The organism is Natronococcus jeotgali DSM 18795, assembly GCF_000337695.1.
GTDB classification, from domain to species: domain Archaea; phylum Halobacteriota; class Halobacteria; order Halobacteriales; family Natrialbaceae; genus Natronococcus; species Natronococcus jeotgali.
Map to the genome: position 1 here is coordinate 84,479 of NZ_AOIA01000020.1, position 24,581 is coordinate 109,059.

Consider the following 24,581-nt stretch of genomic DNA (forward strand, 5'->3'; position numbering starts at 1 on the left):
CGCCATGTCCGACGGCAACTTCGAGGGCTACGGGGGACGACACGTTCCGGAACCACTTCGCGACCCGCTCGAGCAACTGGCCAACGCCTACGACGAGGTCGGCGCGACCGAGGAGTTTCGGGCCGACCTGCGAGAGCTCCTCGAGGACTTCGCGGGGCGGCCGACCCCGCTGTACCGCGCCCGCAGTCTGAGCGAGCGCTACGGCGCCGAGATCTACCTCAAGCGCGAGGACCTGCTCCACGGCGGCGCCCACAAGATCAACAACGTCCTCGGGCAGGCGCTGCTCGCCAAGCGCTCGGGTCGCGAGCGACTGATCGCCGAGACCGGCGCGGGCCAGCACGGCGTCGCGACGGCGATGGCGGGCGCCCTGCTCGACCTCGAGACGGAGATCTACATGGGCGAGAAGGACGTCGCCCGCCAGGAGATGAACGTCTTCAGGATGCGCCTGCTCGGCGCCGAGGTCAACGAGGTCGCACGCGGCGATGCGGGGCTGGCCGACGCCGTCGACGCCGCCCTCGAGGACTTCGCCGAAAACGTCGCGGATACGCACTACCTGGTCGGCAGCGTCGTCGGGCCGGACCCGTTCCCGCGGATGGTCCGGGACTTCCAGAGCGTGATCGGCGAGGAGGCCCGCGAGCAGTTCCGCGAGCGGACGGGCGACCTGCCCGACGCCGCGGTCGCCTGCGTCGGCGGGGGGTCGAACGCGATCGGGCTCTTCCACGCCTTCCGCGAGGACGACGTCGCCTTCTACGGCGCCGAGGGTGGGGGCGAGGGAGCGGACTCGACGCGTCACGCGGCGCCCCTGGCCAGCGGCACCGACGACACCCTCCACGGAATGAAAACGCGGGTGCTCGAGGACGACGTCGAGGTCCACTCCGTCTCGGCGGGGCTGGACTACCCCGGCGTCGGTCCCGAACACGCGATGTTCCGGGCCGTCGGCCGTTGCGAGTACACCGCCGTCACCGACGACGCGGCGCTGGCGGCGTTCCGGGAACTGAGCGAGACCGAGGGGATCATCCCGGCGCTGGAGTCGAGCCACGCGGTCGCCCGCGCGATCGAACTCGCGGAGGACGGCGCCCACGAAACGATCCTCGTGAACCTCTCGGGACGGGGCGACAAGGACATGGAGACCGCGGCGCGGAAGTTCAGCCTCTAGGGGAGGCGGTTCCCGACGAGCGCGCCGAGCGGACCGAACGCGGCCGGATAGACGACGCCGACGAGCCCGATCGCCGAGACCGGCGTCGGGCCCGCCGAGAGGCCGCTCGCGTCGACCGTCAGGAGGATCAGACCGACCAGCGCCGCGGGGAGGTAGCCGAGCACGACGGCGAGTCCGTGGATCGCGGCGGCGGTCGTCGGCAGCCTCGGCTCGCCGATCCGAACGGCANAGATGTGTATAAGAGACAGGCGACGAGCAGCGCGCTCACGTCGTTCATCGCGCTGACGAGGTTGACCGTCTCGCCGCCGAACAGCTCCGGAACGGTGCTGGGCGAGAGGTGGGCGCCGTAGAACAGCCAGCCGACCACCCGCCACTCGTCCCCGCCGGTTACCGACGCGATCAGCCGGGCGAGCGTCGAGGTCCGAACCGCCTCGGCGGTCAGCAGGTAGACCAGCAGATACCCGCCGAGCCAGGCGCAGATGCCGCTGGCCGCGCCGCGAGCGACGGGGAACCCGGAGTCGGTAGCGGTCATCGAGAGGCGGGACGAACGCTACGGGATCGAGGTGACGATCGTCACTGCTGCGAACGCGAAGACGACCGCCATCAGCGCCGCGTCGCCCTTCGTTCCGTACCCCCCGACGGTATCTTTGGTCGTGGCGACGAGCGCGACCAGACACCCGAGCAACGCGAGGAGCGCGATTCCGGCGTACGCGACGTAGATCGACGGAAGCATACGTCGGTACAGTCGGCCCGCCATCCTAAACGTTTGGAACCGCCCTCGGCGCCGATCGAACGATTATAATGCGCTCGCGGGCTACCGAGGTCCATGCGGATGGAACTGCGGGTGTGCAAACACTGCTACAACGGCGAGCACGGCAATCCCCAGAAGACGGCGGTCACGGAGGATATGGTCGCCTGCGCCGAACAGATCCGCGAGTACAAAGACCTCATCGGCATCGACTCGCTGTACATCTCGATGGTCGAGGAGGGCGACCGGGGCGGCGCGGAGGCACTGACCGTCTACGTCGCCGACATCGAGAACGACCAGATCCAGATGAACGACACCCAGCTGGTGATGGAGGACGACGACGGCAACGTCCTGGTCTACCCCGATCCCGACGACATCCTCGAGGTGCTCACGCGGAACATCGATCAGATCGACGCCCAGACCCGCCAGGACGTCGGCGTCGACCTCTCACCCGACAGCGAACAGATCCTCTCCTGAGTCTCGGTTTCGCCTTTTCGCCGCGGTTTTGACGTCGCTGCTACCGGTCGTCAGGCGACGTGATCGTTGCGTTTCAGTAAGGCCGGCGTTTTAACCCGGATAATCACGACAGTAGATACATGGCGAATAGAAGACAGGAAAGCGATCGAGTCGCGGCGATCTGCGAGAACTGCGAGACGGTCCACGCCGCACACGTCGATTCCGGCGGCGAGATCAACCCGATCGGAAGCGGAGCGTGTCAGTGCGGCGACGGCGCGCTCCGGATCATCGAGGCCAGTCCGGAGGGGTTCGAGGACGCGGACGACTGAGGGAGACGGACGGCCTTCCGGTCGTCGTTAGGGCGAATCTGACGGAGTTTTGGGCGCTCGCGCTCGAGCGCGTTATTCTTGCGAGCCGCCGTCGGTCGCGACGCCGTCTCGCTCGGCCTGGGCCTGCTGTTGGCGCTGTTTCAGGTACCGCACGCGCAGGATGTTGCCGTACATCGAGAGCGCGAGCCCGATGAACAACACGAGCATTCCGACGTTGATCGCGATCGTTCGGAACATGTTCCCGTCGGCGAAGGCGAGGGTGTCCGGAATCGGGTAGCCGCCGTAGCTCATGCTGCCGGCGAGCACGCCGGCGATACCGACGATGACCATCGCGCCAAGCAGGTTCGTCGNGTCCGGAATCGGGTAGCCGCCGTAGCTCATGCTGCCGGCGAGCACGCCGGCGATACCGACGATGACCATCGCGCCAAGCAGGTTCGTCGCCCACTTCCAGGTCGGCTTGAGCCGCAGCCGTTCGATCCCGGTCGTCTCGTACTCGTCGGGATCGCCGTGGAAGTTCGGCGTGTCCTTCTTCGGCAGGAACGCCTTCATCTCGACGGGGTAGAAGGCCGGGTGACAGGCGTGCTCGAAGGTGTGAAACATCACGCCCATCAGCATGATAACCCCGAGCAGGCCGTGGAACGCGACGAACCCCATCGCGACCGACTGGGAGTTGTAAAACTCCATCAGCCAGGTCTTCTGCCAGATGAGCAGCCCCGAGACCATCAGCAAGACGAGTTCGACGGTGAAGATGGCGATGACGCCCTTCCCGACGTACGACAGCAGCGGGACCTCGTCGGCCTTGTAGCCGGCGAACTGCCTGGCGTGAGGGTGGCGCTCGTCGGCGTACCCGAGCGCGAACTTGACGTCCTGGACGAAGGCCATCAGATCCGCCTTCGGCTTGGGCAGGACCTCGCGCAGGTTCGAACGACTCGAGGCCCGAAGCAGCATGAACAGCACCCAGAAGACGGTCAACACGATGAGCGAGAAGCCGGCGGCGCGGTGGATCGTGAGCACCCACTCGTTGCCGCCCATCAACTCGACGAGCCACCACAGTTCCGCGTTGAAGGCGATGGCGTACCCCGTAAAGAACAGGAAGAACACCGTCAGCGCCAGCAGCGAGTGGAAGGTGGTCGTGACTCGAGAGAACTTGCCGTGGTCGAGGTTCGTCACGCGCGGTCACCCCCGCTGGTGCGGTCGGACTCGGCGGCCCGGTCGCCGCCGTCGGCTCGGGCCGCCGGCTCGGCGCCCCCGGGCGGTCGCATACGGTCGGCGAGCCGGCGGAACGCGGCCCAGTGGACGACTACCATCAGGATGATGAACACGCCCATGATCACGTCGGCGAAGTGAAGCACCGAGATCAGCGCGTTGAGAAGCGGCTCGGTGTTGCCGGTGACCCAGCCGGTGCCGACGCCGCCGCCGGAAACGGTCGGCCGAACCCGGAGTACCGTCTGGTAGAACGGCCCCTGGGACAGCCAGACCGAGCCGACGGCGACGACGAGGCCTGCGATCGCGGCGATCCAGAACGCCGCCGTATCGGAGAGGAGCCCGTCGGTCCCGTCCGAGTCGTCGGCGCGCGTCTCGTCCCCGCTCATGATTCGAAGAGGTCGGCGTCCTCGCCGAAGATGATCCGCATCGACTCCTCGTTGAAGAAGGAGCCGCTGTCGCGCTTGTCGAGTTCGTCGGCGATGTCGCCGGCGGAGCCGACGAGCAGGGCGTTCGTCGCACACTCGTCGACGCAGGCAGGCGCCTTGCCGACCTCCTGGCGCTCCTTGCAGCCGGTACACTTGTCCATCGTGCCGCCGGTGCCGACGATGCTCGCCGATCCGTCGTTGCTTTCGGGGAACTGGGGCGCGCCGAACGGACAGCCCGACAGACAGTACTGACAGCCGACGCAGAGGTCCTCCTCGAGGTCGACGAAGCCGTCGTCGCTCTTTTGCAGGGCGTCGGTCGGGCAGACCGAGACGCAGGGAGCCTCCGCGCAGTGGTAACACTGCATCGGCAGGTTCGTCTCGCCGGGGTTGACCCCGTCCTCGAGGGCCTTGGTCTGCTGGCCGTTGTATCCCGACTCGGCCTCGCGGCCCTCGAGCATCTTCACGACGTCGATCCGTTCGCGCTGGGGCTCGACGTCCCAGGTCCGTTTGCACGCGACGACGCAGGCGCCGCAGTCGATACAGGCCTCGACGTCGGGAAACAGGCGCATTCCCTCTCCGACGCCCATCGTCCCGTCGCCGATTCGGTTTCGTTGTGATTCGTTCGTAGACATCGTTAGTCGTCAGCGAGCATGTCGTGCTCTCGCACGTCGTACTGTTTCTGGAGTCCGAGCTCCGCCTCGTCCTGCGGGAAGTCGATGAACTCCATGTCGTACTCCTCGATTCGTTCGGGCGTGGCCGGCAACACCCGGACCATCCCGACTTTCGTCTCCTGCATCTGGGTCTCGGCGTCGAACCCGCTGGCGGTGACCACGTTCGTCGAGTCGCCGATCGCCAGCGGTTCGGTGCCGTCGGGCCACTGGTCGCGCTGGTCTTTGCCGGCGAAGACGCCGCCCCAGTGGTACGGCAGGAAGATCTCGTTGGGGTGGGGTTCGGCGGTTTCGGTCCGGTAGTCGACTTTCGCTTTCACCAGGATCGCGCTCTTGCCCGCGCCGGCGGGCTCGATGATGACCATGTCCTCGCCGCCGGTGATCCCGAGCTCCTCGGCCATATCGGGGTGGATCTCGGCGTACATGTGGGGCTGGAGGTCGGCGGTCAGCGGATTGTTCCGCGTCTCGGAGCCCCCGCCCTGGTGTTCGACCTGGCGTCCGGAGGTCATGATGACGTCGAACTCCTCCTCGTGGACGCGCTGGGTCGCCTCCTGTTGGGTCGCGGCGTTGTTCTGGTCGAGTCGGAAGACGTTCTGCTGCTGGCCGTTGGCCGGCCACTCCTCGGTGATCTCGAGGTGGGGGCTCTGGATCGGTTCCCGGTGGACGGGAACGGTGTCGAGGAAGTTCCAGGCGACCGCCCGGGCCTTCCCTCGCCCCGTCGGCGGGTCGGGCTGGGCGCTGTCGAACTCCTCCCAGAACTCCATGTCGAGGTCGTGGTCGTACTCCTCCTCGAGGGCCTGTGCGGCGTCTAGCGGCGACTGGTCCTCGCTCAAGGCGTACTCGACGGGGAGGGTCATCTGGTGGGGTTCGGAGACGTCGTCGGGCAGCACCGTCGTGTAGTGGGGGTACTGCGGAACCCCCTCGACCTCGCCGTCCCACCACTCGGGTTCGTACGGCTCCCGGAGCATGTCCAGCCCCTCCTCGCCGCGTTCGTCGTAGGTCTCGGCGAGCGGGTACTCCTGGTCGATGTCCATCTCGCCCCACTCGTCGGGCGTCGGCGCCTGGATCCCCCAGTTGGTGCGGAAGTCGTGTCCGCCCTCGCGGGGGTCCATGTCGTCGCGCCAGATGATCGGCGTGCCGGTGTGGCCCTCGCCCCAGTAGGGCCAGGGTAGCGACCAGTACTCGCCGTCGACGGGCGTCCCCGGCGCGTCGGCGCGCAGGTCCTCCGTGCTGAAGAGGTGGTCGTACTCTCGGTGTTGCTGGAGCTTCTCCGGGGACTGCTGGTAACCGATCGAGCGCGCCCCCAGGTTGATCTCCCGGAGCGCGTCCTCGTAGGTGCTCTTGCCGTTGTAGAGGCCGTCGCCGCTCCCCCAGTTGAAGTGCTCGCCGAAGCCGAGCGCGTCGGCCAGCTCCTGCATGATCTGCAGGTCGGGCTTGGAGTTGTGCGCCGGCGGGCCGGCGGGTTCGCTCCACTGCACCGATCGGTGGGTGTTCGTCAGCGAGCGGTAGTGCTCGTACTGGCTCGAGGCCGGCAACAACAGGACGTCCGAGTCGTCCGGCAGCGTCCCTGCGACCGAGGGGAAGACGTCGACGACGACCATCATCTCGAGGGACTCCATCGCCCGCTTCATCTTCTCCATCTCGCTGATGGAATTGGCCGAGTGTCCCCAGAAGAAGGCCATCTTCAGCGGATCGGGCTGGTAGAGGTTCGACTCGTGGAGCCGATCTCCCTGTCCGAGTGCCGCCTCGTACCAGCGAGCGACCGTCAGCCCCGGCTGGAACATCATCGACCGGGTCGTCACCTCCTCCGGCCGGTGGGAGTCGGGCTGGTCCTCGCCGAGTTCGTCCTGGACCTCGAGGTCGACCTCGGCGGCCGGCACCGTCTCCTCCTCCTCACCCAGGTCGTTCCAGAGGTCCTCGGGCATCGTGCCGAACCGGTTGTAGAGCTCGTCGAAGTCGGTGGTGCCGTCGGTCCAAGGGCTCTCGGACCAGACGTTCGTCCAGTGGGTCCAGGAGCCGGGGGAGGTTACCGAGTAGTAGCCGGGCAGGTACGCGGCGTCGACGCCCATGTCCGTCGCTCCCTGGACGTTCGCGTGGCCGCGCATGACCTGCAGCCCGCCGCCCGAACGGGCCGCGCTCCCCGAGGCCAGGCTGAGCAGAGCGTAGGAACGAATGTTCTGGGTGCCGTTGTTGTGCTGGGTCCCGCCCATCGCCCACTCGATTTGGACGTTGGGCTTGTTCTCGATGATCATGTCGCCGATCTCCTCGAGGTCCTCGACGTCGAGCCAGGTGAGCTCCGAGACCGTCTCGAGGTCGTAGCGCTCGAGCTCAGCGTAGGCGTCCTCCCAGCCGTTGACGCGGCCCTCGAGCATCTCCTCGTCGAGCTCGCCCTGCTGGTCGAGGTAGTTGATCAGCCCCATCATGATCGCGACGTCCGTGCCGGGTCGCATGCGGTAGAAGTAGTCGGCGTGCGAGGACGTCTTCGTGTACCGGGGGTCGATCGAGACGATCGTTCCGCCGCGGGCCTGCCCCTCGAGGATGTGTTGCATCGCCACCGGGTGGGCCTCGGCGGGGTTTTGCCCGATGATGATGTTGAGATCGAAGTTGCGGTAGTCGTTGACCGTGTTCGTCATCGCGCCGAAGCCCCAGGTGTTCGCGAGGCCGGCGACGGTCGGAGAGTGACAGATCCGGGCCTGGTGATCGACGTTGTTCGTGGCCATGAACGCGCCCAGCTTGCGGAACGCGTAGGCCTCCTCGTTGGAGTGGTGGGCGCTGCCGAGCAACATTACGCTGTCGGGCCCGTACTCCTCGAGGATCTCCTGGTGTTGCTCGGCGATGAGCTCGTAGGCTCGGTTCCAGGTGATCTTTCGCCACTCGCCGTCGACCTTCCGCATCGGGTGCTTGAGTCGCTTGTCCGAGTGTTCGGTCTCGAGGATGCTTGCCCCCTTCGAGCACAGCGACCCGTTGTTGATCGGGTTCTCCGTCCAGGACTCCTGGGCGACGAAGGAGTCGCCGTCCTTGACGGCCTTGAACCCGCAGCCGACCGAACAGTAGTTACAGATGACCTTCGAGGTCTCGGCGTCGTCGTGAACCCCCTCGGGTTCGTCCTCGTCCTGGCTCAGGACGCGACCCGTCGCCCCGCTGCCGAGGATCGTCGCCCCGGCCAGCGCGGACGCCTTCATGAACGACCGCCGGTCGAGGTCGAGCGTTACCGGTTCAGCACTCATCGTGGCCCCCTTACTGGTGAGAGATCGTAGTACATATCCGATACGTCCACAGTATCCGCATGGACCGGTTTGTTGATCATAAACGTTGTGTATGTAGCGCTATCCATTAGATGTTTTACACAATGATGTAACGTTTTTCTCGTTTTCCCATTCAGGCGAGGACGACTCGAAAACAGTTATCGGGCTAACGCGAAACATCTTTCATAATCGACGCAAAGACGGAGTTGTCTATGAACACTGGGGCCTTCGTCTGCTCGTGTGCCGGGACCTGCGATATCGATCTCGAGGCGGCGCGTGAGGGGATCGACGACGTCGACGTCGCCGCCAGCTCGCGGCTGCTCTGCGGGGACGGACTCGAGGGGATGGAACACGTCGTCGAGGAGCACGAACTGGACCAGCTCATCGTCACCTGTCCCGAGGCGAGCGCCCAGGAGCGAATCCGCGAGGCGGCGACCGAGCGGGGGCTACACCCCGACGCCGTCGAGTTCGTCGACCAGCGCGAGAGCGCGGGCTGGGTCCACGGCGAGTCGGAGGCGACCGCCAAGACCGCGCGGCTGGTCAACGCGGCGAACGCCGGCCTCGAGAACGAGTCGGTCGGTCGATCGCTCACCCACGAGGCTGGCGAGCGGGTCGCGGTCGTCGGCGACCCCGAGACCGCTGCGGGACTCGCCGAGGGCGCCGACGTGACCCTGATCGCTGACGGCCGCGACTTCGCGGACACCGAGTACGACCTCGAGGACGTGACGGTCGAACGCGGTCGCGTCGTCGAGGTCGAGGGCAGTTTCGGCGAGTTCGAGTTGCGCGTGCGAAGCCGCGTCACCGACGACTGCATCTCCTGTATGGAGTGCGTCCGCGAGGCCCCCGACGGGAAGGCGACCCGCCACCCCGTCGACCTCGACCCCGACGTCGACGACGAGTCGCTGCCCGAGCTGTGTCCGACCGACGCCATCGAACTCGAGGGCGCCGAGCGCACCCTCGAGGCCGACCAGGTCGTCTACCCCGAGGCGACCGACTCGGCCCGCGGCGGCCGGCTCGGGTTCTACACCGCGCCGATCACCCCCGCGAAGGTGTCGGCGATCGAACGCCAGCTCGGCGGGGTCACGAAACCCGAATTTCTGGACCTCGAGATGGACGTCTGCGCCGCGGGAGCCTCGAGCCAGGCGGGCTGTAACGAGTGCGTCGAGGCCTGCCCCCACGGCGCGGTCGAGCGCGCGCGGATCGACGAGGTCGAGTTCCGCGAGGAGCTCTGTCAGAACTGCGGGGCCTGCACGAGTTCCTGTCCGACGGGCGCCACGCGGCTGCGCGAGCCCAGCAACGAGCGCCTCGCCCGCGAGGTCGAGACGCTGCTGGTGCCCGACGAGGTCGAGCGGAGCTGGCTCCCGGGTCGCTCGGGGTCGGGCATCGACGACGCCGTCGTCGCGTTCGTCTGCTCGGAGCGGGCCGAGGACGCCCTCCGGGAGTACGGTCGGCTCGCGGCCGCGGGGCGGGCCGACGTCGAGTACCCGCCGATCCTTCCCGTGCGGGTCAACTGCACGGATACGGTCGGCGAGGCCCACGCGATGCACGCGCTGGCGGCCGGTGCCGACGGCGTCGCGATCGTCGGCTGCGGCGGGAGCTGTCTGCACTCCGGACCCGATCCGAAGGCCGAGCTGGTCGAGCGCCTCGAGCGCGCGACGACCGACCTCGGCCTGGGCAAACGCGTCGAGTTCTTCGCGCCCGATCCCGACGAGCCCGAGGCGTTCGTCGACTCGCTGACCGCGTTCGTCGACGGGCTCGAGCCGACGCCCGTTCCCGCGGGCGAACACGAGGCCGAGGGCGGGATCGACGACCCCGACAGGGAGAACCCGCCGTTCGACAGTCACGGCTGGACCCTCGAGAGCGTGCGGGCGATCCTCGCCCACGTCGAGCCCGAACGGGAGGTGATCCGCGGGCTGAAGGACTTCGGCGTCGTCGACGTCACCGACGCCTGTACGCTGACCCCGACGTGTTCGAACCTCTGTCCGACCGACGCGCTGCGCCGGATCGAGACGGGCCTCGAGTTCAACCACGAGCGCTGTGTCAACTGCGAGCTCTGCGAGGAGGGCTGCATGGAGGACGCCATCACCGTCGAGCAGGGACTGGACCTCTCGCTCTTGCCGGAGAACCGCGACGAGGAGGATCCCGCCTGGGAAACGGTGTTCGAGGGATCGATGCTCGAGTGTCGCAGCTGCGGAACGGAGTTCACGAGCGAGCGCTCCGCGGAGCGAATCAAAGGCGAGGTCGGCGACCTCGTCTCGGGGATGGCCCCCCAGGCCGAGGGGAGCATCTTCGACTACTGCTCGGAGTGTCGATCGAAGTTACTGTACGACCGGAGCGGCGAGTGATCGGTATGGACATGGACGCCATCTACGCGGCGCGGCTCGACCTCGTCGAGTTCCTCGTCGCGGCGACCCACGACGCGCCGGGCGAAGCCTTCGTCGCGGACGTCCTCGAGGGCGAGGTGACCGCGCCCGCCGACAGCGTCAACGACGAACTCGACCGCGGGTTCGCGTTGCTCGAGGAGTTCGTCGATGAGAACCGCGAGCGACCGATCGAGGACGTCGTCGACGACCTCGAGGTCGAGTACACCCGCCTGCTCGTCGGTCCGCGACCGCCCGTGACCCCCCACGAGACCTACGTCCGCGAGGACATGGAGTACCTGGGTGAGGGATTACCGAAGGTCAAGGCCAGCTACGCCGCGGCCGGCTGGAAGCCGCCCGAGAACTACCCCGAGGAGGCCGACCACGTCGCGGTCGAACTCGCTTTCCTCCGATACCTGATCCGCTCCCAGCACCAGGGCCGGGAGGAGGCGCTCGGCTACCAGCGGGTGTTCCACGAGGAGCACCTGACCCACTGGCTCGAGGGCTGCGCGCTCGAGATCGCCGAGAAAACCCACGAGACGTTCTACGAGGCGGTCGGCCACCTGCTGGCGGGCTACGACGAGTTCGAGGAAGGGATCGCGATGCAGGTGAGCTATAGTAGTCGTTAGAACTTTCCGCTCGGAAGGTGTTGGCGTATGTAATGGACCATCTCGATGAGATCTCCGTCAAAGAACTTCAAGACNCTATAGTAGTCGTTAGAACTTTCCGCTCGGAAGGTGTTGGCGTATGTAATGGACCATCTCGATGAGATCTCCGTCAAAGAACTTCAAGACGCCCTTGACAATGTTGAGGGAAACAAGCCGACACAACGGTTGTTAGCCTCGATTGCGTACAAGAACGGCGTAACGCAGACCGAACTTGCCGAGTGGCACGATACCGGGCGAAGAACGATCTATAGCTGGCTGATGCGACTTGATACGGACGAACCACTTGAGCAAGCCGTCTCTGATGCTCATCGATCCGGAAGAAAACGAAAGCTCTCAGAATCACAGCAAGAAGAATTCGAGCAAACCGTTCACGAACCGCCCGAGGAAGCCGGGATCGACGCGCCGGCGTGGACGCCGGCGCTCATTCAGGAGTTTCTTGAAGAAACATACGGCGTCGAGTACTCTTATCCGAGTTGTCGGCGGTTGTTGAAAGAAGCTGGACTCAGCTATCAAAAACCGCGCCGTACAGCTGCCGAAGCTGACGAAGACGATCAAGAAGCGTTCCGCGACGAGATCAAAAAAAGCGAGCGGAGATGGACGCCACAATAGTCTGCATCGACCAAACCAAGAAATCCGTGCAGGTCGAGCCGCGTGCCGCGTGGTTCCCGCGCGGCACGCGGCCCTCTGTCGAACTCTCCGGGCAACGCGATTGGACGTGTTTGCTCGGCGCGATCACCGAAGACGGTGATCGTTTTTTCTCCCGATTCACCGAGTACGTCACGGCCGAGCACGCAAAACATTTCATTTTAGCATTATGCAAAGAATTTGAGGAAGACTTGATCGTCGTCCTCGATGGAGCGCCGTATTTTCAGGCGTCGGCCGTCACGGACCTTGCGGACCGTGACGACCTCGCCTTCGTGACGTTGCCGTCGTATTCGCCGGAGCTGAATCCTGTCGAGGAATGCTGGAGACAGCTTCAAGCGTCTCTTAGCAACCGCTTCTTTGATTCACTTGACGAGCTGACGACAGCGATTGATACAGCTCTCGATCAACTCTCTACGCCAAAAGTGAGTGACTATTTCTAACTACTACTATAGNCACTTGACGAGCTGACGACAGCGATTGATACAGCTCTCGATCAACTCTCTACGCCAAAAGTGAGTGACTATTTCTAACTACTACTATAGACGGTCCGTCGCTACTCGTCGTCGCCGCGTTCCTTCTCCTTGAGCTCCTCGGGGAACTCGACGACGCCGTCGACCTCGTCGTCGGCGATCTCGTGGGCTCCCGTGTGGGTCCAGGATTTTCGGGTCGCTTCGTCGCCGTCCTTCGGCGTCCAGTTGGTGCGTTTTCGCGCCATGCTGGTCGTCGGATACCGGCGGGAGACGTATAGTCGTTGTTCTCCGCCGCGGGGTCAGCGGCGCCCGCCGTTGGCCCCGCGGTCGTCCTCGAGGAAGGCGCGGGCGAACAGGTCGACGTGCAGTTTCAGCAGCCGATCCGGCTCGAGGCCCGTCTCCGCGGCCTGATCGTCGAGAAACGCCGCGAGGTCGTCGCTGGGTTCGTAGCCCACCGTCTCGCCCTCGAGGTCGAACTCGACGGCGGTCGCGCCGGAGACGAGGTGTTCGATCTCGAGCAGCGCCTGCTCGAGTTTCGACTCGACGGCGGCCGACCCGGAGACGACCCGCGAGTCGCCCCACTCCTCGGCGGCCGCGAGGAAGCGCTCGCTCAGTTCGAACGACAGCGCGTCGGCGTTCGACGGTCCGGTCATCACTCGCTCGGGGGGAACTCCTCGGGGCCGGGACTCGGCTCGCCCAGTTCGCCGTAGAGCAACACGACCGTCAGTCCGAGCACGAACAGCACGGCCAGGCCGATCAACCCCACGACCCCGCTCTGTCCGACCCAGTCGCCGTACGCAATCTCGCCCATGCTCGAGGAGACGTTCAGGATCGTCAGGAACGTCCACGCCCCGAAGACGAGCAGGCCGACGAACACGAGCGGGTTCTGCCGAAACGCCGTTCGAAGTCCCATATCGACTGGGAGAATCAGGCCGAGCAGTATGAACGTTTTGAAGAACCGTGACAGAGACCCCCGCGAGTCGTTAGGACTCCAGTCCCCAGTCGGCAGCCTCGGCGGCGTCCCCGATCGAGATGAACTCCCAGTCGGCGGCCTCGGCGATCGGTTCTTCCTCCTCGAGGCCGATCAGGAGCAGCCGTTCGGCGTAGAACATCGAGGTGCGATCGATCTCGCGGAGCCGCTCGGCCGGGCTCGTCCCGCTGCCGGTGAAGAAGTCGGCGTCGACGGTGTTGGTCCGCTGGAAGTTCGTAATCGCGTGGGTTCCGACGTCGCCGACGATCCCGATCCAGTCGGCCCAGGAGGAGGCGTCGGCGAACACCGCCGCGGGCGTCTCCAGCCGCCCGGCGGCCCGGTAGGTGAACGCGATCGTCATGTCGTCGGGACCCCCGCCGTGGGGTCCGTCCGCCGCCGAGCCCGCGGGCCGCGGCTCGGCCGTCCGACCCTCCGTCTCGCCCGAGTCGCCGGCGCCCGCGCCGCCGCTCCGGGCCGGGATTCCGACCGGTTTGGTCCGTTCCGACCGCGGGACGTGGGGTGCGGGCGACGCCTCGACTCCCGCGTCGGCGCCGTTCGGGCCGTCGTCCCGTCCGGCGTCGGGCTCCTCGACGGCGGGTCCAGTCGTGGCGGGCCGTTCGGGTTCCGCCTCGGGACTCCCCTCGCCGCGCCAGAGCCAGTCGCCGCGGTTCGGTTCCTCGGTCTCCTCGTCCTCGCCGCCGACGTCGAGTTCGTCGAGATCGATTCGTTCAGTCATGGTGTGAGTCGAGCTCGAGGTCCTCGAGCCCGTAGCGTTCGAGCGTCTCGCGGGTCGGTCGCCCCCGGACGTCCCAGCCGCGTCGCTCGTAGTACCGATCGAGGACGTCCTCGAAGCCGGCCGCGTCGATCGCCGCGCCGTCGTTCGGGCCGCCCTGAAGCGGTTCGGTCAGCCGCCGGGGGAGCGTGTCGTCCTCCCGGGAGAAGCCCTCGCGGCAGTTGAAGAGTCGGATCAGCGTCCAGACGCGCTCGCCGACCCGACGAAGCTCCGCGGGGTCGTACTCGCGGCCGACCGCCGCGAGCCAGTCCGCACCGAGCGTTTTCGAGAGCGCCTCGCCGAAGAAGTCGTCCGCGATGAGACTCCAGAGGACCGCACGGCGGTCCTGCTCGGCGATCACGGCGTCCACGCGGTCGGCGTCGTCCCAGTCGGTCCCGCCCAGCGCCTCGACCTCGACGGGGCGAGCGCGTCGGTGGCAGGCGCCCCGATCGCTGGTCGCGTAGGCAAGCGCCATCGCGGACGCGCCGCGGGGGTCGTAGGCCGGCAGCGCCATCCCCTTCACCGACGGGATCAGGTCGTCGCCGCCGTACTCGGCCGCGGCCGCGTCGACGCCGTCGGCCAGCGCCGTGCCCAGCGGGTTCGCGCGGCTGGCGATCTCCGCTATCAGTTCGCGGGCGCCGTCCTCGTCGCCGAACGCGAGCTCGCGGTCGATCAGGCCCTCCTGGCTCGCGCGGATCGCCCAGGCGACGGCGTTGCCCCCCGAGATCACGTCCAGCGCCAGTCGGTCACAGACCGATCCCAGGGTGGCGACGGCGTCGAAGTCGTCGATCCCCAGGCCCGCCCCCAGCGAAATCGGCGTCGACCCCCGCGGGACGCTCTCGCCGTCCTCGCCCTCGATCTGGAACCCGCCCGGAACCGGGTCGTCGGCGCGCTCGCGGTCGTGGGCGGCGTCGCGAACGGCCTCGATGCCGATCCCCTCGGCGCCGTCGAACCGCCCCTCCTGCCAGCCGCGGGTCGGGAGGACGCCGACCTCGTTGGCGAAATCCAGCGTCTCGAGGGTCTCGCTGGCGGCCTGCCAGCGCCCGGTGTCGTCGTCGGCGAAGGCCGCCTCGTAGCGCCGACGGAGCTCCCGGAGGTCGTCGTCGGGTTCGGGCGGGCCGTCGCGGGCGACCAGCGCCTTCAGCCGTTTCGCGCCCATCACCGCCCCCGCGCCGCCCCGGCCCGCGTGGTGGTCGCCGCCCCCCGAGGCGATCGTCGCGTAGGCGACGCCGTTCTCGCCCGCGGGACCGATGCAGGCGACCGCGGCCTCGCCCGCCCGCTCGTCGGTCTCGCGGGCGTCGAGTCCCCACCAGTCCGCGGCGGGTTCGATCGAGACCTCGCCGTCGGCGACCTCGAGCCTGACGGGGCGGTCGGCCCGCCCGGAGACGAGGACGCCGACGTTGTCCCCGAGCGAGCCCGCGAGCCGCCCGGCCATCTCGCCGCCCGCGTAGGAGTCGAGGAAGGCCCCCGTCAGCGGCGACTTCGTGACGACGACGTAGCGCTGCTCGCCGGGGAGGTACCCGGTCAGCGGGCCCGTCAGAAACAGCAGGACGTTCCCGTCGCCGAGCGGGTCCGCGCCCGGCTCGAGCTCCTCGTAGAGGTAGCGCGCGCCGAGTCCCTTCCCGCCGACGAAGTCGCGGCGCCACGACTCTGGTACCGGTTCGTACGCGACCGACTCGGCCGCGAGGTCGACGCGGACGAGAGACTCCCCCGTTTCCATACAGTCCCGTGATCGTAACCGCCGAACGATAGTTAAAGCTCTCGGCTCCGAACTACGCGACGTCGACGACGGGGTCGTCCTCGAGCAATCGGGTGAGGACGACCCGAGGAACCGCCCGTCGGTCGCGGATTTCGGCCGCGATCTCGCGGGCGACGTCCTCGAGTTCGGGCGTGTCGACCATGTTGATCAGCGGGATCACGGTCGCGCCCTCGGGGACGTCCTTGCACCCGCCCCGATCGCTCGCCACCACGGTCGCGACGTCGCGCGCCGAGATCCGATCGCCGGGCTCGAGGTCTGCGATCGCGGCGACCCGCTCCGGGCGGTGGACGTGGTCCTCGGCGAGGCGCTCGCCGACGACCTTCGCGCTCGCGATGGGGACGACGACGTCGGTCGCGGCGGGGAGCTGGGGCTCGTCGTCGTTCGGGGCCTTGAACCAGCGGGTGCGGGCGCCGTCGGCCTTGACGACCACCGACGTCTCAGCGTCGAGTTCGGCCGCGAGTTCGTCGACGACCGCGGGATCGTAACCGAGGTACCGATCCGACCCCTCGCGGCCGGCGACCAGCCCGAGCGGCCAGGACTCCGCCGTACGGATCGCCTCGAGCGGGGCGTCGGTGACGACCACGTCGGCGACCCGCTCCTCGAACGGCGGGATCCGCACCGTCGCGGTGACGACGGCGCGCTCGAGGGCGTCGCCGAGCGCGTACAGGGTCGATTTCTTTCCGCCCGCGCCGACGACGCAGGTCACGTTCCCTCTCGCGTCCAGGGCCTCGGGGAGCTCCATGCCGGTACCCGGACGCGAACGCACTTGTAGCTGCTCTTCGCGCCGCTCCGGGACGAGAACGCGGCTCGGTCCGCCCCTCGTCGGGATCGTCGCTCGAGGCGTCCCGTCAATCGCCGTCGCCGAGCGCGTCCGCGCCGTCGTCCGTGACGTTCCCGTCGGGATCGGCGGGTTCGCTCGAGTCGGTCGCCGCCGTCTCGCCCTCGTTCCCGTCCGGCTCGTCGACGTCGACCGTCTCCGCGGCACCCTCATCGGTCCCGGCGGGCTCCTCGGCGTCCTCGGCCCCGTCGTCCGCGCCGCCGGCTCCGAGGCCGAGGAAGACACCCGCGAGGGTCAGCCCGAAGGCGACGAGAACGACGACCGTCGTGAGCAGTACCGTCCCGAACGTGGCGCCCGACTCCCGCTCGTACCCGCGCGTCATACTCGGAGCGAGCACGCCGGGGGGCATTGTTACGCGCTCCGAACGGCCGTCCGCCGACGTCGCGAATCGTGGTCGTCCGCGCGCGGTCGCCGGGTTCGTCCCGAGTAGGCGAGGGCTACTCGAGTCACCGCGGGTTCCGCAACCGAAACGACTACCCGCTCCGGTTCGTACCGCCGTGACATGGGAACCTACGACATCGAGCGGTATCTCAACGTTCGCAGCGCCTACGGCGCCTCCTTCGGCCCCGAGGGCGAGCGACTCTCCTTCCTGATGGACACCACCGGCGTCTCGCAGGTCTGGACGCTCGAGGGGGCCCGCGAGTGGCCCGAGCAGCGCACGTTCTACGACGAGCGGGTGACCTTCGCCTCCTGGTCGCCCGAACGGCCCGAACTGGTCTTCGGGATGGACGAGGGCGGCAACGAGCGCGCCCAGCTCTACCGACTCGAGGCCGACACCGGGCTGATAACGAATCTGACCGCGACGCCCGACGCGAAACACCGCTGGGGCGGCTGGAGCCACGACGGTGATCGGTTCGCGTTCGCCTCGAACCGCCGCGACGAGGCCGTCTTCGATATCTACGTACAGGACCGGGACGAGACGGGGAACGTCGACGGGCAAGGCCCGTCTGCTCGGGAGGCGTCGTCTCCCGCTGACGCTCGGCTCGTCCACGAGGGCGACGGCTGGCTCTCGCTGTCGGGCTGGAGCCCCGACGACTCCCGGCTGCTGGTCTCGCAGGCGTACTCCAACTTCGATCAGGATCTGTACGTCCTCGACCTCGAGACCGGGGAGCTCGAGCACCTCACGCCCCACGAGGGCGACGTCCGGTATCAGAGCGCCAGCTGGGCGCCCGACGGCGAGGGGCTCTACCTCGTGACTGACGAGGGCCACGCCGACACGCTGTATCTGGCCTACCTCGATCTCGCAAGCGGCGAGATCGAGACGGTCGTCGCCGACGAGGAGTGGAACGTCGACGGAATCGCGCTGGACGACGAGACGGGCCGGTTCGTCTACTCGAAGAACGTCGAGGGCTACACGGAGCTAACGGTCGGCGAGTTCGACGCCGACGACCCGACCGCGTTCGAGACCTTCCCGGAGCCCGATCTGCCGGGCGGCGTCGCCGGCGGCGTGAGCTTCGACCCCGACGCCGAGCGGTTCGCGCTGTCGACGGCCGGAGACACGGTCAACGCGAACGTCTTCGTGGTCGAGGTGGAGACCGGCGAGGCCGAGCGCTGGACGAGCGCGCCGACCGCGGGCATCCCGCGGGAGACGTTCGACGAGTCCGAGCTGGTCCACGTCGAGAGCTTCGGCGTTGACGGGCAAAGCCCGTCCGCTCGTGGGACTCCGACGGAGTCCCACGCTGGCCTGGACGTTCCCGGCTTTCTGACGCTGCCGAACGAGGACGAAGCGAGCAGTACCGGGAGCGAGGACGGCGTCCCCGTTATCGTCGACATCCACGGCGGCCCCGAGAGCCAGCGCCGTCCATCCTTCTCGAGCGTCAAGCAGTACTTCCTCGACCGGGGGTACGCCTACTTCGAGCCGAACGTCCGCGGATCGTCGGGGTACGGCGCCGACTACGCGGCCCTCGACGACGTCGAGAGGCGGATGGACTCCGTGGCCGATATCGAGGCCTGCGTGGAGTGGCTGCGGGACCACGAGGCGGTCGACCCCGATCGGATCGTCGCCAAGGGCGGCTCCTACGGCGGCTTCATGGTGCTGGCGGCGATGACCGAGTACCCCGACCTGTGGGCCGCCGGGATCGACGTCGTCGGCATCGCCAACTTCGTCACGTTCCTCGAGAACACCGGCGACTGGCGCCGCGAGCTGCGCGAGGCCGAGTACGGCAGCCTCGCCGAGGACCGGGAGTTCCTCGAGGAGATCTCGCCGATCAACAACGTCGAGCGCATCGCGGCCCCGCTGTTCGTCCTCCACGGCGAGAACGATCCCCGCGTGCCCGTCGGCGAGGCCGAACAGATCGCCGAGAAGGCCAAAGCCCAGGGCGTTCCCGTGCGCAAGCTGCTGTTCGAAGACGAGGGCCACGGCTTCTCGAAGCTCGAGAACCGCATCGAGGCCTACTCGGCGATCGCCGACTTCCTCGACGAGCACGTCTAGGGCGTCGCGGTCGCGATCAACCGATGACGCCGGTCTTCGTCGCGACCTCCCGGGCCGCCCGCTCGTTCATCCCGTTGCCCAGGATCGTGTACCGATCGCGGATCTCGTGGCAGGTCGTCAACGCTTCGAGCACCGTCTCGTCGTCGATCCCGAGCTCGGCCGCGGTCGTCGGTGCATCGATGCTGTCGAGTGCGTCGCGGATATCGTGCCAGATACCCCGTTCGCCGCCGTGGAGGTAGGCGGTCATGATCGCCCCGACGCCGACTTGGTGGCCGTGCAGCGCCGCCCCCGGCTCGAGGCGGTCGAGCTGGTGGGAGAAGAGGTGTTCGGCGCCGCTGGCGGGCCGCGACGAGCCCGCGATGCTCATCGCGACGCCCGAGGACATCAGCGCCTTGGTGACGATCCAGGCCGACTCCTCGAGGCCCGGCCGGACGTGGTCGGCGTTGTCGACGAGGATCTCCGCGGTCATCTCCGAGAGCGCGGCGCCGTACTCGGAGAACTCGACGTTCTGGAGCCGCCGGGCCAGCCGCCAGTCCATGACGGCGGTGTAGTTCGAGATGATGTCGGCACAGCCGGCGGTCGTCAGCTTCCAGGGGGCCTCCGCGAGGACGCCGGTGTCGGCGATCACCGCCAGCGGAGGCTCGGCCGCGACGCTGTGGCGGGTGTCGCCGTCGGGCACCGAGCCGCGGTTGCTGACGATCCCGTCGTGGCTGGCCGCGGTCGGCACGGAGAGAAAGCCCATCCCGAGGTGCTCGCTTGCCATCTTCGCGATGTCGATGGCCTTTCCGCCGCCGATCCCGACGAGGTAGGAGACCTCCTCGGCCTCGGCCGTCTCGATGACCTCCTCGACGGCGTCGAACGACGCCGACTCGACGGTGACGACCGCGGGTTCGACGCCGGCGGCCTCGAAGTCGGCCGCGATCGGGTCCGCCGCGAGGCGACGCGGCGTCGGGCTCGTCACGAACAGCGGTCGCCCCTGGAGGTGAAGCTCGTCGACGGCGGCGACGACCTCCGACAGCACGCCGTGGCCGACGATCACGTTCCGCGGGAGTCGAATCCACGTCGACTTCTCGAACATACGTTGACCGAGTCACCACCGAAATATACGTGTTGTTGCTCGCCGTCGCGAACTCGGTCGGAAGCCCCCGGATTCGCGGGTCAGAACGTGTCGAGGATCCCGAGGACCCGCTCCTCGGCCTCCCGATCGGGCTCGTGTTCGCTCCCGTCGCGGTCGCTCTCGAGGTGGGCCGCGACCGAGCGGGCAATCGCCTCGTCGATCGGCGTCGACTCCCAGCCCAGCGCCGCGAGCTTTCCGGTCGCGAGGACGTGGGGGTACTCCCGGTAGAGCACGTAGTCGGCGGGCTCGATGTCGCCCGCCTCGAGTTCGCGGGGGCCGGCGGTGACGACCTCGACGGTGGTGTCCAGTACGTCGGCGATCAGTTCGAGTGTCTCCTCGAGCGTGGCGAGCCGTCGGTCGCCGACGTTGTAGGCCTCGCCGGCGTCGCCTCGCTCGGCGACGAGCCGCAGGGCGCTGGCGACGTCCTCGACGTACGCGCGGTGCCAGAGGTTCGTCCCGTCGCCGGGGACGACGACCCGATCGAAGCGGTTGACGCGATCGATCCAGAAGTCCAGTCGCTCGGTGTAGTCGTGGGGGCCGTAGACAATACAGGGTCTGACGGCCATGGCCCGGACCCCGCGTTCCGCGGCGGCGAACACCGCCCGATCGCCCTCGGCCTTGCGCGGGCCGTAGGTCGCGCCGGAGTCGTCGACCGCCTGCTCCGGAGTGCAGCCCGCGAGCGGGGTTTCGCCTTCCCGTTTCGGGATCTCCTCGCGGCCGTAGGCCGCCCCGCTCGAGACGAAGACGTACGCCTCGCAGTCGGCGAAGATACGGGTCGCGGCCTGGACGTCCTTCGGGTAGTAGGCGACGCAGTCGAAGACCGCGTCGGGGCCGACCTCGAGCGCGGCCGCCTCGAGCGCCGAATCGTTCGTCCGATCGCCCTCGATACGGGCGACGCGGTCGTCGTCGGCGAAGGGGTTCTCGTGGGTCCCCCGGTTGAAGAGCGTCACGTCGTAGCCGTGCTCGAGGAGCTCGTCGACGAGGTGGCGGCCGATAAAGCGCGTGCCGCCGATAACGAGTGCGTCGTCCATGATCGACGGTCGTCGCTTCGCGGGAAAACGGTGACGGACGTCGTCGCCGACGGGACCGTGCGAGTCTCATGCAAGCGAACGCACGCCCCGACCTGATCTGCCTCGTCGGCTAACCCCGGTTCGGAGAGCCAGCGTCCGCGAGCCGTCCAGCGCTGACGGACCGAACCGACGACGAACGGACGGACCGCCAGCCGACGGCCGCCGAGACGGGGGACGGCCTCGAGCACGATCGGGACCGACTTCGCGACGAGTCGGGACGCCGGGCCGAGGGCGACTCGAACGACGAGGGTGAGTGGTAAGCCGCGGCGGATCGCCGTCGTTTTCGTGTCGCATCGGATAGCGGACGTATGGGCGGCACCTACGTCCTCGCGATCGACGTCGAGGCGCCGACGAGCCTGACGGTCGGCGCGCTGGGCGAGCTGGCGTTCGAGGAAGAAACGTACGCCTACGTCGGCAGCGCGTTCGGCCCCGGCGGGTTCGCGCGGCTGGATCGCCACCGCGAACTGGCCCGCGGCGAGCGCGACGTCCGCCACTGGCACGTCGACTACCTGCTCGGCAGCGAGGCGGCGACCCTCGAGGCGGCCGTCAGGTTCCCCGACGCCGACCGGGAGTGCGAACTCGCGGGGACGCTTCCCGGCGAGGCGGTTCCCGACTTCGGATCCTCGGACTGCGAGTGCGGGTCCCACCTGCTCGAGACGCCCGGACTCGGGGCGTTGCTCGAGGCGGCCGACGATGCGGGCGGCGTCCTCGAGGCCGACGCCGACGAGTCGTAGGCGGTCCCGCGCTCAGACCGCCTCGACGCGCTCGAAGAGGTAGGTACCGACGGCGACCGTGAGCGTCGCCGAGACGACGAGCGCGCCGAGATCGAGCGCGATCGGGTACGCCGAGGTACCGACCAGCACTGCGCGCAGCCCGTCGACGCCGTAGGTCAGGGGGTTGAGCATGGCCGCCAGCTGCACCGGCTCGGGCAGGCTCGAGACGGGGTAGATCGCGCCCGAGAGGAAGAAAAGCGGGAAGATGACGAACTGAACGACGAGGCCGAACCCCTCGCTGTCGTTAAACTGCGAGGCGAGCGCGACCCCGAAACCGACGAACGTAATCGCGATCAGGACGAGAAAGACGACGGCGAGCGGTAGCGAGAGGGGACTCGCGATCCGGAATCCGAGCGGGATCGACAGCAGGAGGATCAACAGCGCCTGGACCAGCGCCGTGGTCGAGCCGCCGGCGATCCGTCCCAGCACGATCGACGTGCGACTGATCGGGGCGACGAGGATCTCCTTCAGGAAGCCGACGTCCCGATCCGAGAGGATCGACATGCCGGCGAAGGAAGCGCCGAACAGCATCGCGAATCCGACCATCCCGGGGACGAGAAACTGAATGTAGTCGACGCCCTCGGGAAGTCCGGGGATCGCCGCGCCGTCGAAGCCGAGGCCCAGAAAGACGAGAAACAACAGCGGCATCGCGATCGAGCCGGCGATCCGCGAGGGCGCTCTGAGGAACCGCTTGACGTCGCGCAGCCAGAGCGCGTAGATCGCCGTCGGATCGACGAGGTTCATCGGTCCTCACCCGACGCGCGGACGGAACGTGCCGCGCCGTCGCGGCCGTTCGGCGGTTCGAGGGCGGACGCTTCGTCGCTGGCCCGGCGCCGGCCGTCCTCGATCGTCGCACCCGTAAGCGAGAGAAACACCGTCTCGAGAGTCGGCCGGCGGACGTCGACGGTCGCGATCGACGCCCCGGCGTCGTCGGCCAGCCGCACCAGGTCGGCGACCCGCGCGTCCCCGCGCTCGACCGTGACCTCGAGGACGTTTCCGGCGGTCGCGTACTCTCGAACCCAGGTCCGTGTCTCGAGGCGATCGCCGAGCGAGTCGGCTCTGCCCCCGAGCTCGAGGCGGACGACGTCGCCGCCGAGCGAGTCCGTGAGCGCCGTCGGCGTGTCGATCGCCGCGATCTCGCCGTCGTCGACGATCGCGACGCGGTCACAGAGCTGCTCGGCCTCCTCGATGTAGTGGGTGGTCAGAACGATCGACACCCCCTCGCGATTCAGCCGACGGATGTACTCCCAGGTGTCCCGTCGAGTCTGGGCGTCCAGCCCGACGGTCGGCTCGTCGAGAAAGAGCACCGCGGGGTCGTGCAGGAGTCCGCGTCCGATCTCGAGGCGACGTTTCATTCCGCCGGAGTAGGTGCCGACCGCCCGGTCGCGTTCGTCCTCGAGTCCGACGAGCTCGAGAACCTCGCCGATCCGCGCGTCGCGTCGCTCCCGTCCCATCCCGTACAGCCGCGCGTGGAAGGCGAGGTTCTCCGCCCCGGTCAGCTCCTCGTCGAGGGCGGGCTCCTGGAAGACGACGCCGATGCTGTTGCGGACCGCGGCGGTGTCCGCTCGAACGTCGTGGCCGTCGACGGTCGCGGTCCCGGCGGTCGGCCGGAGGAGGGTGACGAGGACGTTGATCAGCGTCGACTTCCCGGCGCCGTTCGGGCCGAGCAGGCCGAACAGCTCGCCGTCCGCGACGGTAAACGAGAGGTCGTCCACCGCGGTCGTCTCCCCGAAGGTTCTGGTCAGCCCGTCGACGCGTATCGCGACCATGGTAGTACTCGAGCCTGACTAAACGGTCAGTACACAAGTAGGTGTGGACGGCGACGCCGCGAACTATACGGATCGGGGCCGAACACCGGGTATGGCTGACGGCAACACCGGGTCCGAGACCGAACCCGAACCGGAACTGCGAGACGACGCGATGGATCGCTTCCCCGTCCCCGACTACGAGAACCTTCCCGAGGATCTGCGGGAGCGAATCGACGAGGAGACCGAGCGCGCCGGGTTCACGCCGAACGTGTTCTCCGCGCTCGCGTACAACCCGTCGCACTTCCGGGCCTTCTTCGCGTACCACGACGCGCTGGTCGAGGACGCGGCCTTGGAGCGCGAGGAGATCGAGATGATCGTCGTCGCGGTCTCGGGCGTCAACCACTGCTACTACTGTAACGTCGCCCACGGCGCCCTGGTTCGGATCTACGCCGACGACCCGCTGCTGGCCGACCAGCTGGTCGCGAACTACCGTACCGCGGACATCAACGAGGCCCACCGGACGATGTTAGACGTCGCCGTGAAACTCACCGAATCGCCCGCCAGGGTCGACGCGGACGACCTCGAGACCCTGCGCGAGGCCGGCTTCGGCGAGGAGGCGCTGTGGGATATCGCCTCGGTAACGGCCTTCTACAACCTGAGCAACCGACTCGCGACGTTCGCGGGGATGCGACCGAACGACGAGTTCCACACGCTGGGGCGCGAGTAG

General features: G+C 67.9%; 26 protein-coding genes. 9 read left to right on the forward strand and 17 right to left on the reverse strand.

The window, feature by feature from the left end:
* Nucleotides 1-4 precede the first annotated feature (4 nt).
* Nucleotides 5-1,156: a tryptophan synthase subunit beta gene (gene trpB, locus C492_RS02320; RefSeq protein WP_008420159.1), complete on the forward strand. Its 1,152-nt coding sequence runs from the start codon at nt 5-7 to the stop codon at nt 1,154-1,156.
* On the opposite strand, the gene C492_RS24080 is transcribed toward trpB, so the two are convergent.
* Complete coding sequence (locus C492_RS24080; protein WP_160166958.1) at nt 1,153-1,320, reverse strand: hypothetical protein; 168 nt, start codon at nt 1,318-1,320, stop codon at nt 1,153-1,155. The two genes, trpB and C492_RS24080, sit on opposite strands and share 4 nt — an antisense overlap.
* 386 nt (nt 1,321-1,706) lie before the next feature.
* Nucleotides 1,707-1,889, reverse strand: coding sequence for a hypothetical protein (locus tag C492_RS02330; protein WP_152424786.1), 183 nt, complete (start codon nt 1,887-1,889; stop codon nt 1,707-1,709).
* Between the two features lie 93 nt (nt 1,890-1,982).
* On the opposite strand from C492_RS02330, the gene C492_RS02335 reads away from it, so the two are divergent.
* Together C492_RS02335 and C492_RS02340 are read left to right on the forward strand one after the other, a co-directional pair.
* Complete coding sequence (locus C492_RS02335; protein WP_008420164.1) at nt 1,983-2,381, forward strand: hypothetical protein; 399 nt, start codon at nt 1,983-1,985, stop codon at nt 2,379-2,381.
* 119 nt (nt 2,382-2,500) lie between these two features.
* Nucleotides 2,501-2,689, forward strand: a complete 189-nt coding sequence (locus tag C492_RS02340) for a hypothetical protein (RefSeq protein WP_008420165.1) — start codon at nt 2,501-2,503, stop codon at nt 2,687-2,689.
* Nucleotides 2,690-2,761: 72 nt separating this feature from the next.
* On the opposite strand, the gene C492_RS02345 is transcribed toward C492_RS02340, so the two are convergent.
* From C492_RS02345 to C492_RS02360, 4 genes are read right to left on the reverse strand one after another with little or no spacing between them, the layout of a single operon-like run.
* Nucleotides 2,762-3,859 (reverse strand): cytochrome b/b6 domain-containing protein, encoded by a 1,098-nt coding sequence (locus C492_RS02345; protein WP_008420166.1) that lies wholly within the window; start codon nt 3,857-3,859, stop codon nt 2,762-2,764.
* A complete protein-coding gene (locus C492_RS02350) occupies nt 3,856-4,281 on the reverse strand; it encodes a hypothetical protein (RefSeq protein WP_008420167.1) in 426 nt (141 codons plus the stop codon). The genes C492_RS02345 and C492_RS02350 overlap by 4 nt, the downstream gene beginning before the upstream one ends.
* On the reverse strand, nt 4,278-4,952 hold the full coding sequence (locus C492_RS02355; RefSeq protein ID WP_008420168.1) for a 4Fe-4S dicluster domain-containing protein: 675 nt from the start codon (nt 4,950-4,952) through the stop codon (nt 4,278-4,280). Before C492_RS02355 ends, C492_RS02350 begins: the two co-directional genes overlap by 4 nt.
* A gap of 2 nt (nt 4,953-4,954) precedes the next feature.
* Nucleotides 4,955-8,215: a molybdopterin-dependent oxidoreductase gene (locus C492_RS02360; RefSeq protein ID WP_008420169.1), complete on the reverse strand. Its 3,261-nt coding sequence runs from the start codon at nt 8,213-8,215 to the stop codon at nt 4,955-4,957.
* 230 nt (nt 8,216-8,445) lie between these two features.
* Between C492_RS02360 and C492_RS02365 the strand changes: the two genes are divergently transcribed.
* The 3 genes from C492_RS02365 to C492_RS22040 all read left to right on the forward strand — a co-directional run bounded on the left by C492_RS02365 (nt 8,446) and on the right by C492_RS22040 (nt 12,346).
* On the forward strand, nt 8,446-10,578 hold the full coding sequence (locus C492_RS02365) for a hydrogenase iron-sulfur subunit (protein ID WP_008420170.1): 2,133 nt from the start codon (nt 8,446-8,448) through the stop codon (nt 10,576-10,578).
* A 5-nt stretch (nt 10,579-10,583) separates the two neighbouring features.
* Nucleotides 10,584-11,222, forward strand: coding sequence for a TorD/DmsD family molecular chaperone (locus tag C492_RS02370; protein WP_008420171.1), 639 nt, complete (start codon nt 10,584-10,586; stop codon nt 11,220-11,222).
* Nucleotides 11,223-11,345: 123 nt separating this feature from the next.
* Nucleotides 11,346-12,346, forward strand: a protein-coding gene (locus C492_RS22040; RefSeq protein WP_086009409.1) for an IS630 family transposase whose coding sequence is annotated in 2 segments (ribosomal slippage) — nt 11,346-11,838 and nt 11,838-12,346 — 1,002 coding nt in all. Because the reading frame shifts where the segments join, the coding sequence is not laid out codon by codon here.
* 113 nt (nt 12,347-12,459) lie between these two features.
* Here the strand turns inward: C492_RS22040 and C492_RS24420 are convergent.
* From C492_RS24420 to C492_RS02410, 7 genes are all read right to left on the reverse strand, one after another.
* Entirely contained in the window at nt 12,460-12,621 is a 162-nt protein-coding gene (locus C492_RS24420; protein ID WP_008420174.1) for a hypothetical protein, read from the reverse strand.
* Nucleotides 12,622-12,675: 54 nt separating this feature from the next.
* Complete coding sequence (locus C492_RS02385) at nt 12,676-13,029, reverse strand: hypothetical protein (protein ID WP_008420176.1); 354 nt, start codon at nt 13,027-13,029, stop codon at nt 12,676-12,678.
* Complete coding sequence (locus C492_RS02390; RefSeq protein ID WP_008420177.1) at nt 13,029-13,289, reverse strand: hypothetical protein; 261 nt, start codon at nt 13,287-13,289, stop codon at nt 13,029-13,031. Before C492_RS02390 ends, C492_RS02385 begins: the two co-directional genes overlap by 1 nt.
* 70 nt (nt 13,290-13,359) lie before the next feature.
* Nucleotides 13,360-14,082, reverse strand: coding sequence for a DUF7124 domain-containing protein (locus C492_RS02395; RefSeq protein WP_008420179.1), 723 nt, complete (start codon nt 14,080-14,082; stop codon nt 13,360-13,362).
* A complete protein-coding gene (locus C492_RS02400; protein WP_008420180.1) occupies nt 14,075-15,838 on the reverse strand; it encodes an aldehyde ferredoxin oxidoreductase family protein in 1,764 nt (587 codons plus the stop codon). Before C492_RS02400 ends, C492_RS02395 begins: the two co-directional genes overlap by 8 nt.
* Nucleotides 15,839-15,890: 52 nt before the next feature.
* Complete coding sequence (gene yqeC, locus C492_RS02405; RefSeq protein ID WP_008420182.1) at nt 15,891-16,619, reverse strand: selenium cofactor biosynthesis protein YqeC; 729 nt, start codon at nt 16,617-16,619, stop codon at nt 15,891-15,893.
* Between the two features lie 106 nt (nt 16,620-16,725).
* Nucleotides 16,726-17,037: a hypothetical protein gene (locus tag C492_RS02410; RefSeq protein WP_008420184.1), complete on the reverse strand. Its 312-nt coding sequence runs from the start codon at nt 17,035-17,037 to the stop codon at nt 16,726-16,728.
* A gap of 180 nt (nt 17,038-17,217) precedes the next feature.
* Here C492_RS02410 and C492_RS02415 point away from each other — a divergent pair, with 180 nt between their 5' ends.
* On the forward strand, nt 17,218-19,146 hold the full coding sequence (locus C492_RS02415) for an alpha/beta hydrolase family protein (protein WP_008420186.1): 1,929 nt from the start codon (nt 17,218-17,220) through the stop codon (nt 19,144-19,146).
* 16 nt (nt 19,147-19,162) lie between these two features.
* On the opposite strand, the gene C492_RS02420 is transcribed toward C492_RS02415, so the two are convergent.
* Together C492_RS02420 and C492_RS02425 are read right to left on the reverse strand one after the other, a co-directional pair.
* Nucleotides 19,163-20,224: an NAD(P)-dependent glycerol-1-phosphate dehydrogenase gene (locus C492_RS02420; RefSeq protein WP_008420188.1), complete on the reverse strand. Its 1,062-nt coding sequence runs from the start codon at nt 20,222-20,224 to the stop codon at nt 19,163-19,165.
* 80 nt (nt 20,225-20,304) lie between these two features.
* Complete coding sequence (locus C492_RS02425; RefSeq protein WP_008420190.1) at nt 20,305-21,294, reverse strand: NAD-dependent epimerase/dehydratase family protein; 990 nt, start codon at nt 21,292-21,294, stop codon at nt 20,305-20,307.
* Between the two features lie 347 nt (nt 21,295-21,641).
* On the opposite strand from C492_RS02425, the gene C492_RS02430 reads away from it, so the two are divergent.
* Nucleotides 21,642-22,067, forward strand: a complete 426-nt coding sequence (locus C492_RS02430; protein ID WP_008420192.1) for a GIY-YIG nuclease family protein — start codon at nt 21,642-21,644, stop codon at nt 22,065-22,067.
* Between the two features lie 12 nt (nt 22,068-22,079).
* Here C492_RS02430 and C492_RS02435 read toward each other — a convergent pair whose 3' ends face one another.
* Both C492_RS02435 and C492_RS02440 read right to left on the reverse strand, forming a co-directional pair.
* Complete coding sequence (locus C492_RS02435; protein ID WP_008420193.1) at nt 22,080-22,850, reverse strand: ABC transporter permease; 771 nt, start codon at nt 22,848-22,850, stop codon at nt 22,080-22,082.
* On the reverse strand, nt 22,847-23,875 hold the full coding sequence (locus C492_RS02440) for a daunorubicin resistance protein DrrA family ABC transporter ATP-binding protein (RefSeq protein WP_008420197.1): 1,029 nt from the start codon (nt 23,873-23,875) through the stop codon (nt 22,847-22,849). The genes C492_RS02435 and C492_RS02440 overlap by 4 nt, the downstream gene beginning before the upstream one ends.
* A gap of 91 nt (nt 23,876-23,966) precedes the next feature.
* Here C492_RS02440 and C492_RS02445 point away from each other — a divergent pair, with 91 nt between their 5' ends.
* A complete protein-coding gene (locus tag C492_RS02445) occupies nt 23,967-24,581 on the forward strand; it encodes a peroxidase-related enzyme (protein ID WP_049892638.1) in 615 nt (204 codons plus the stop codon).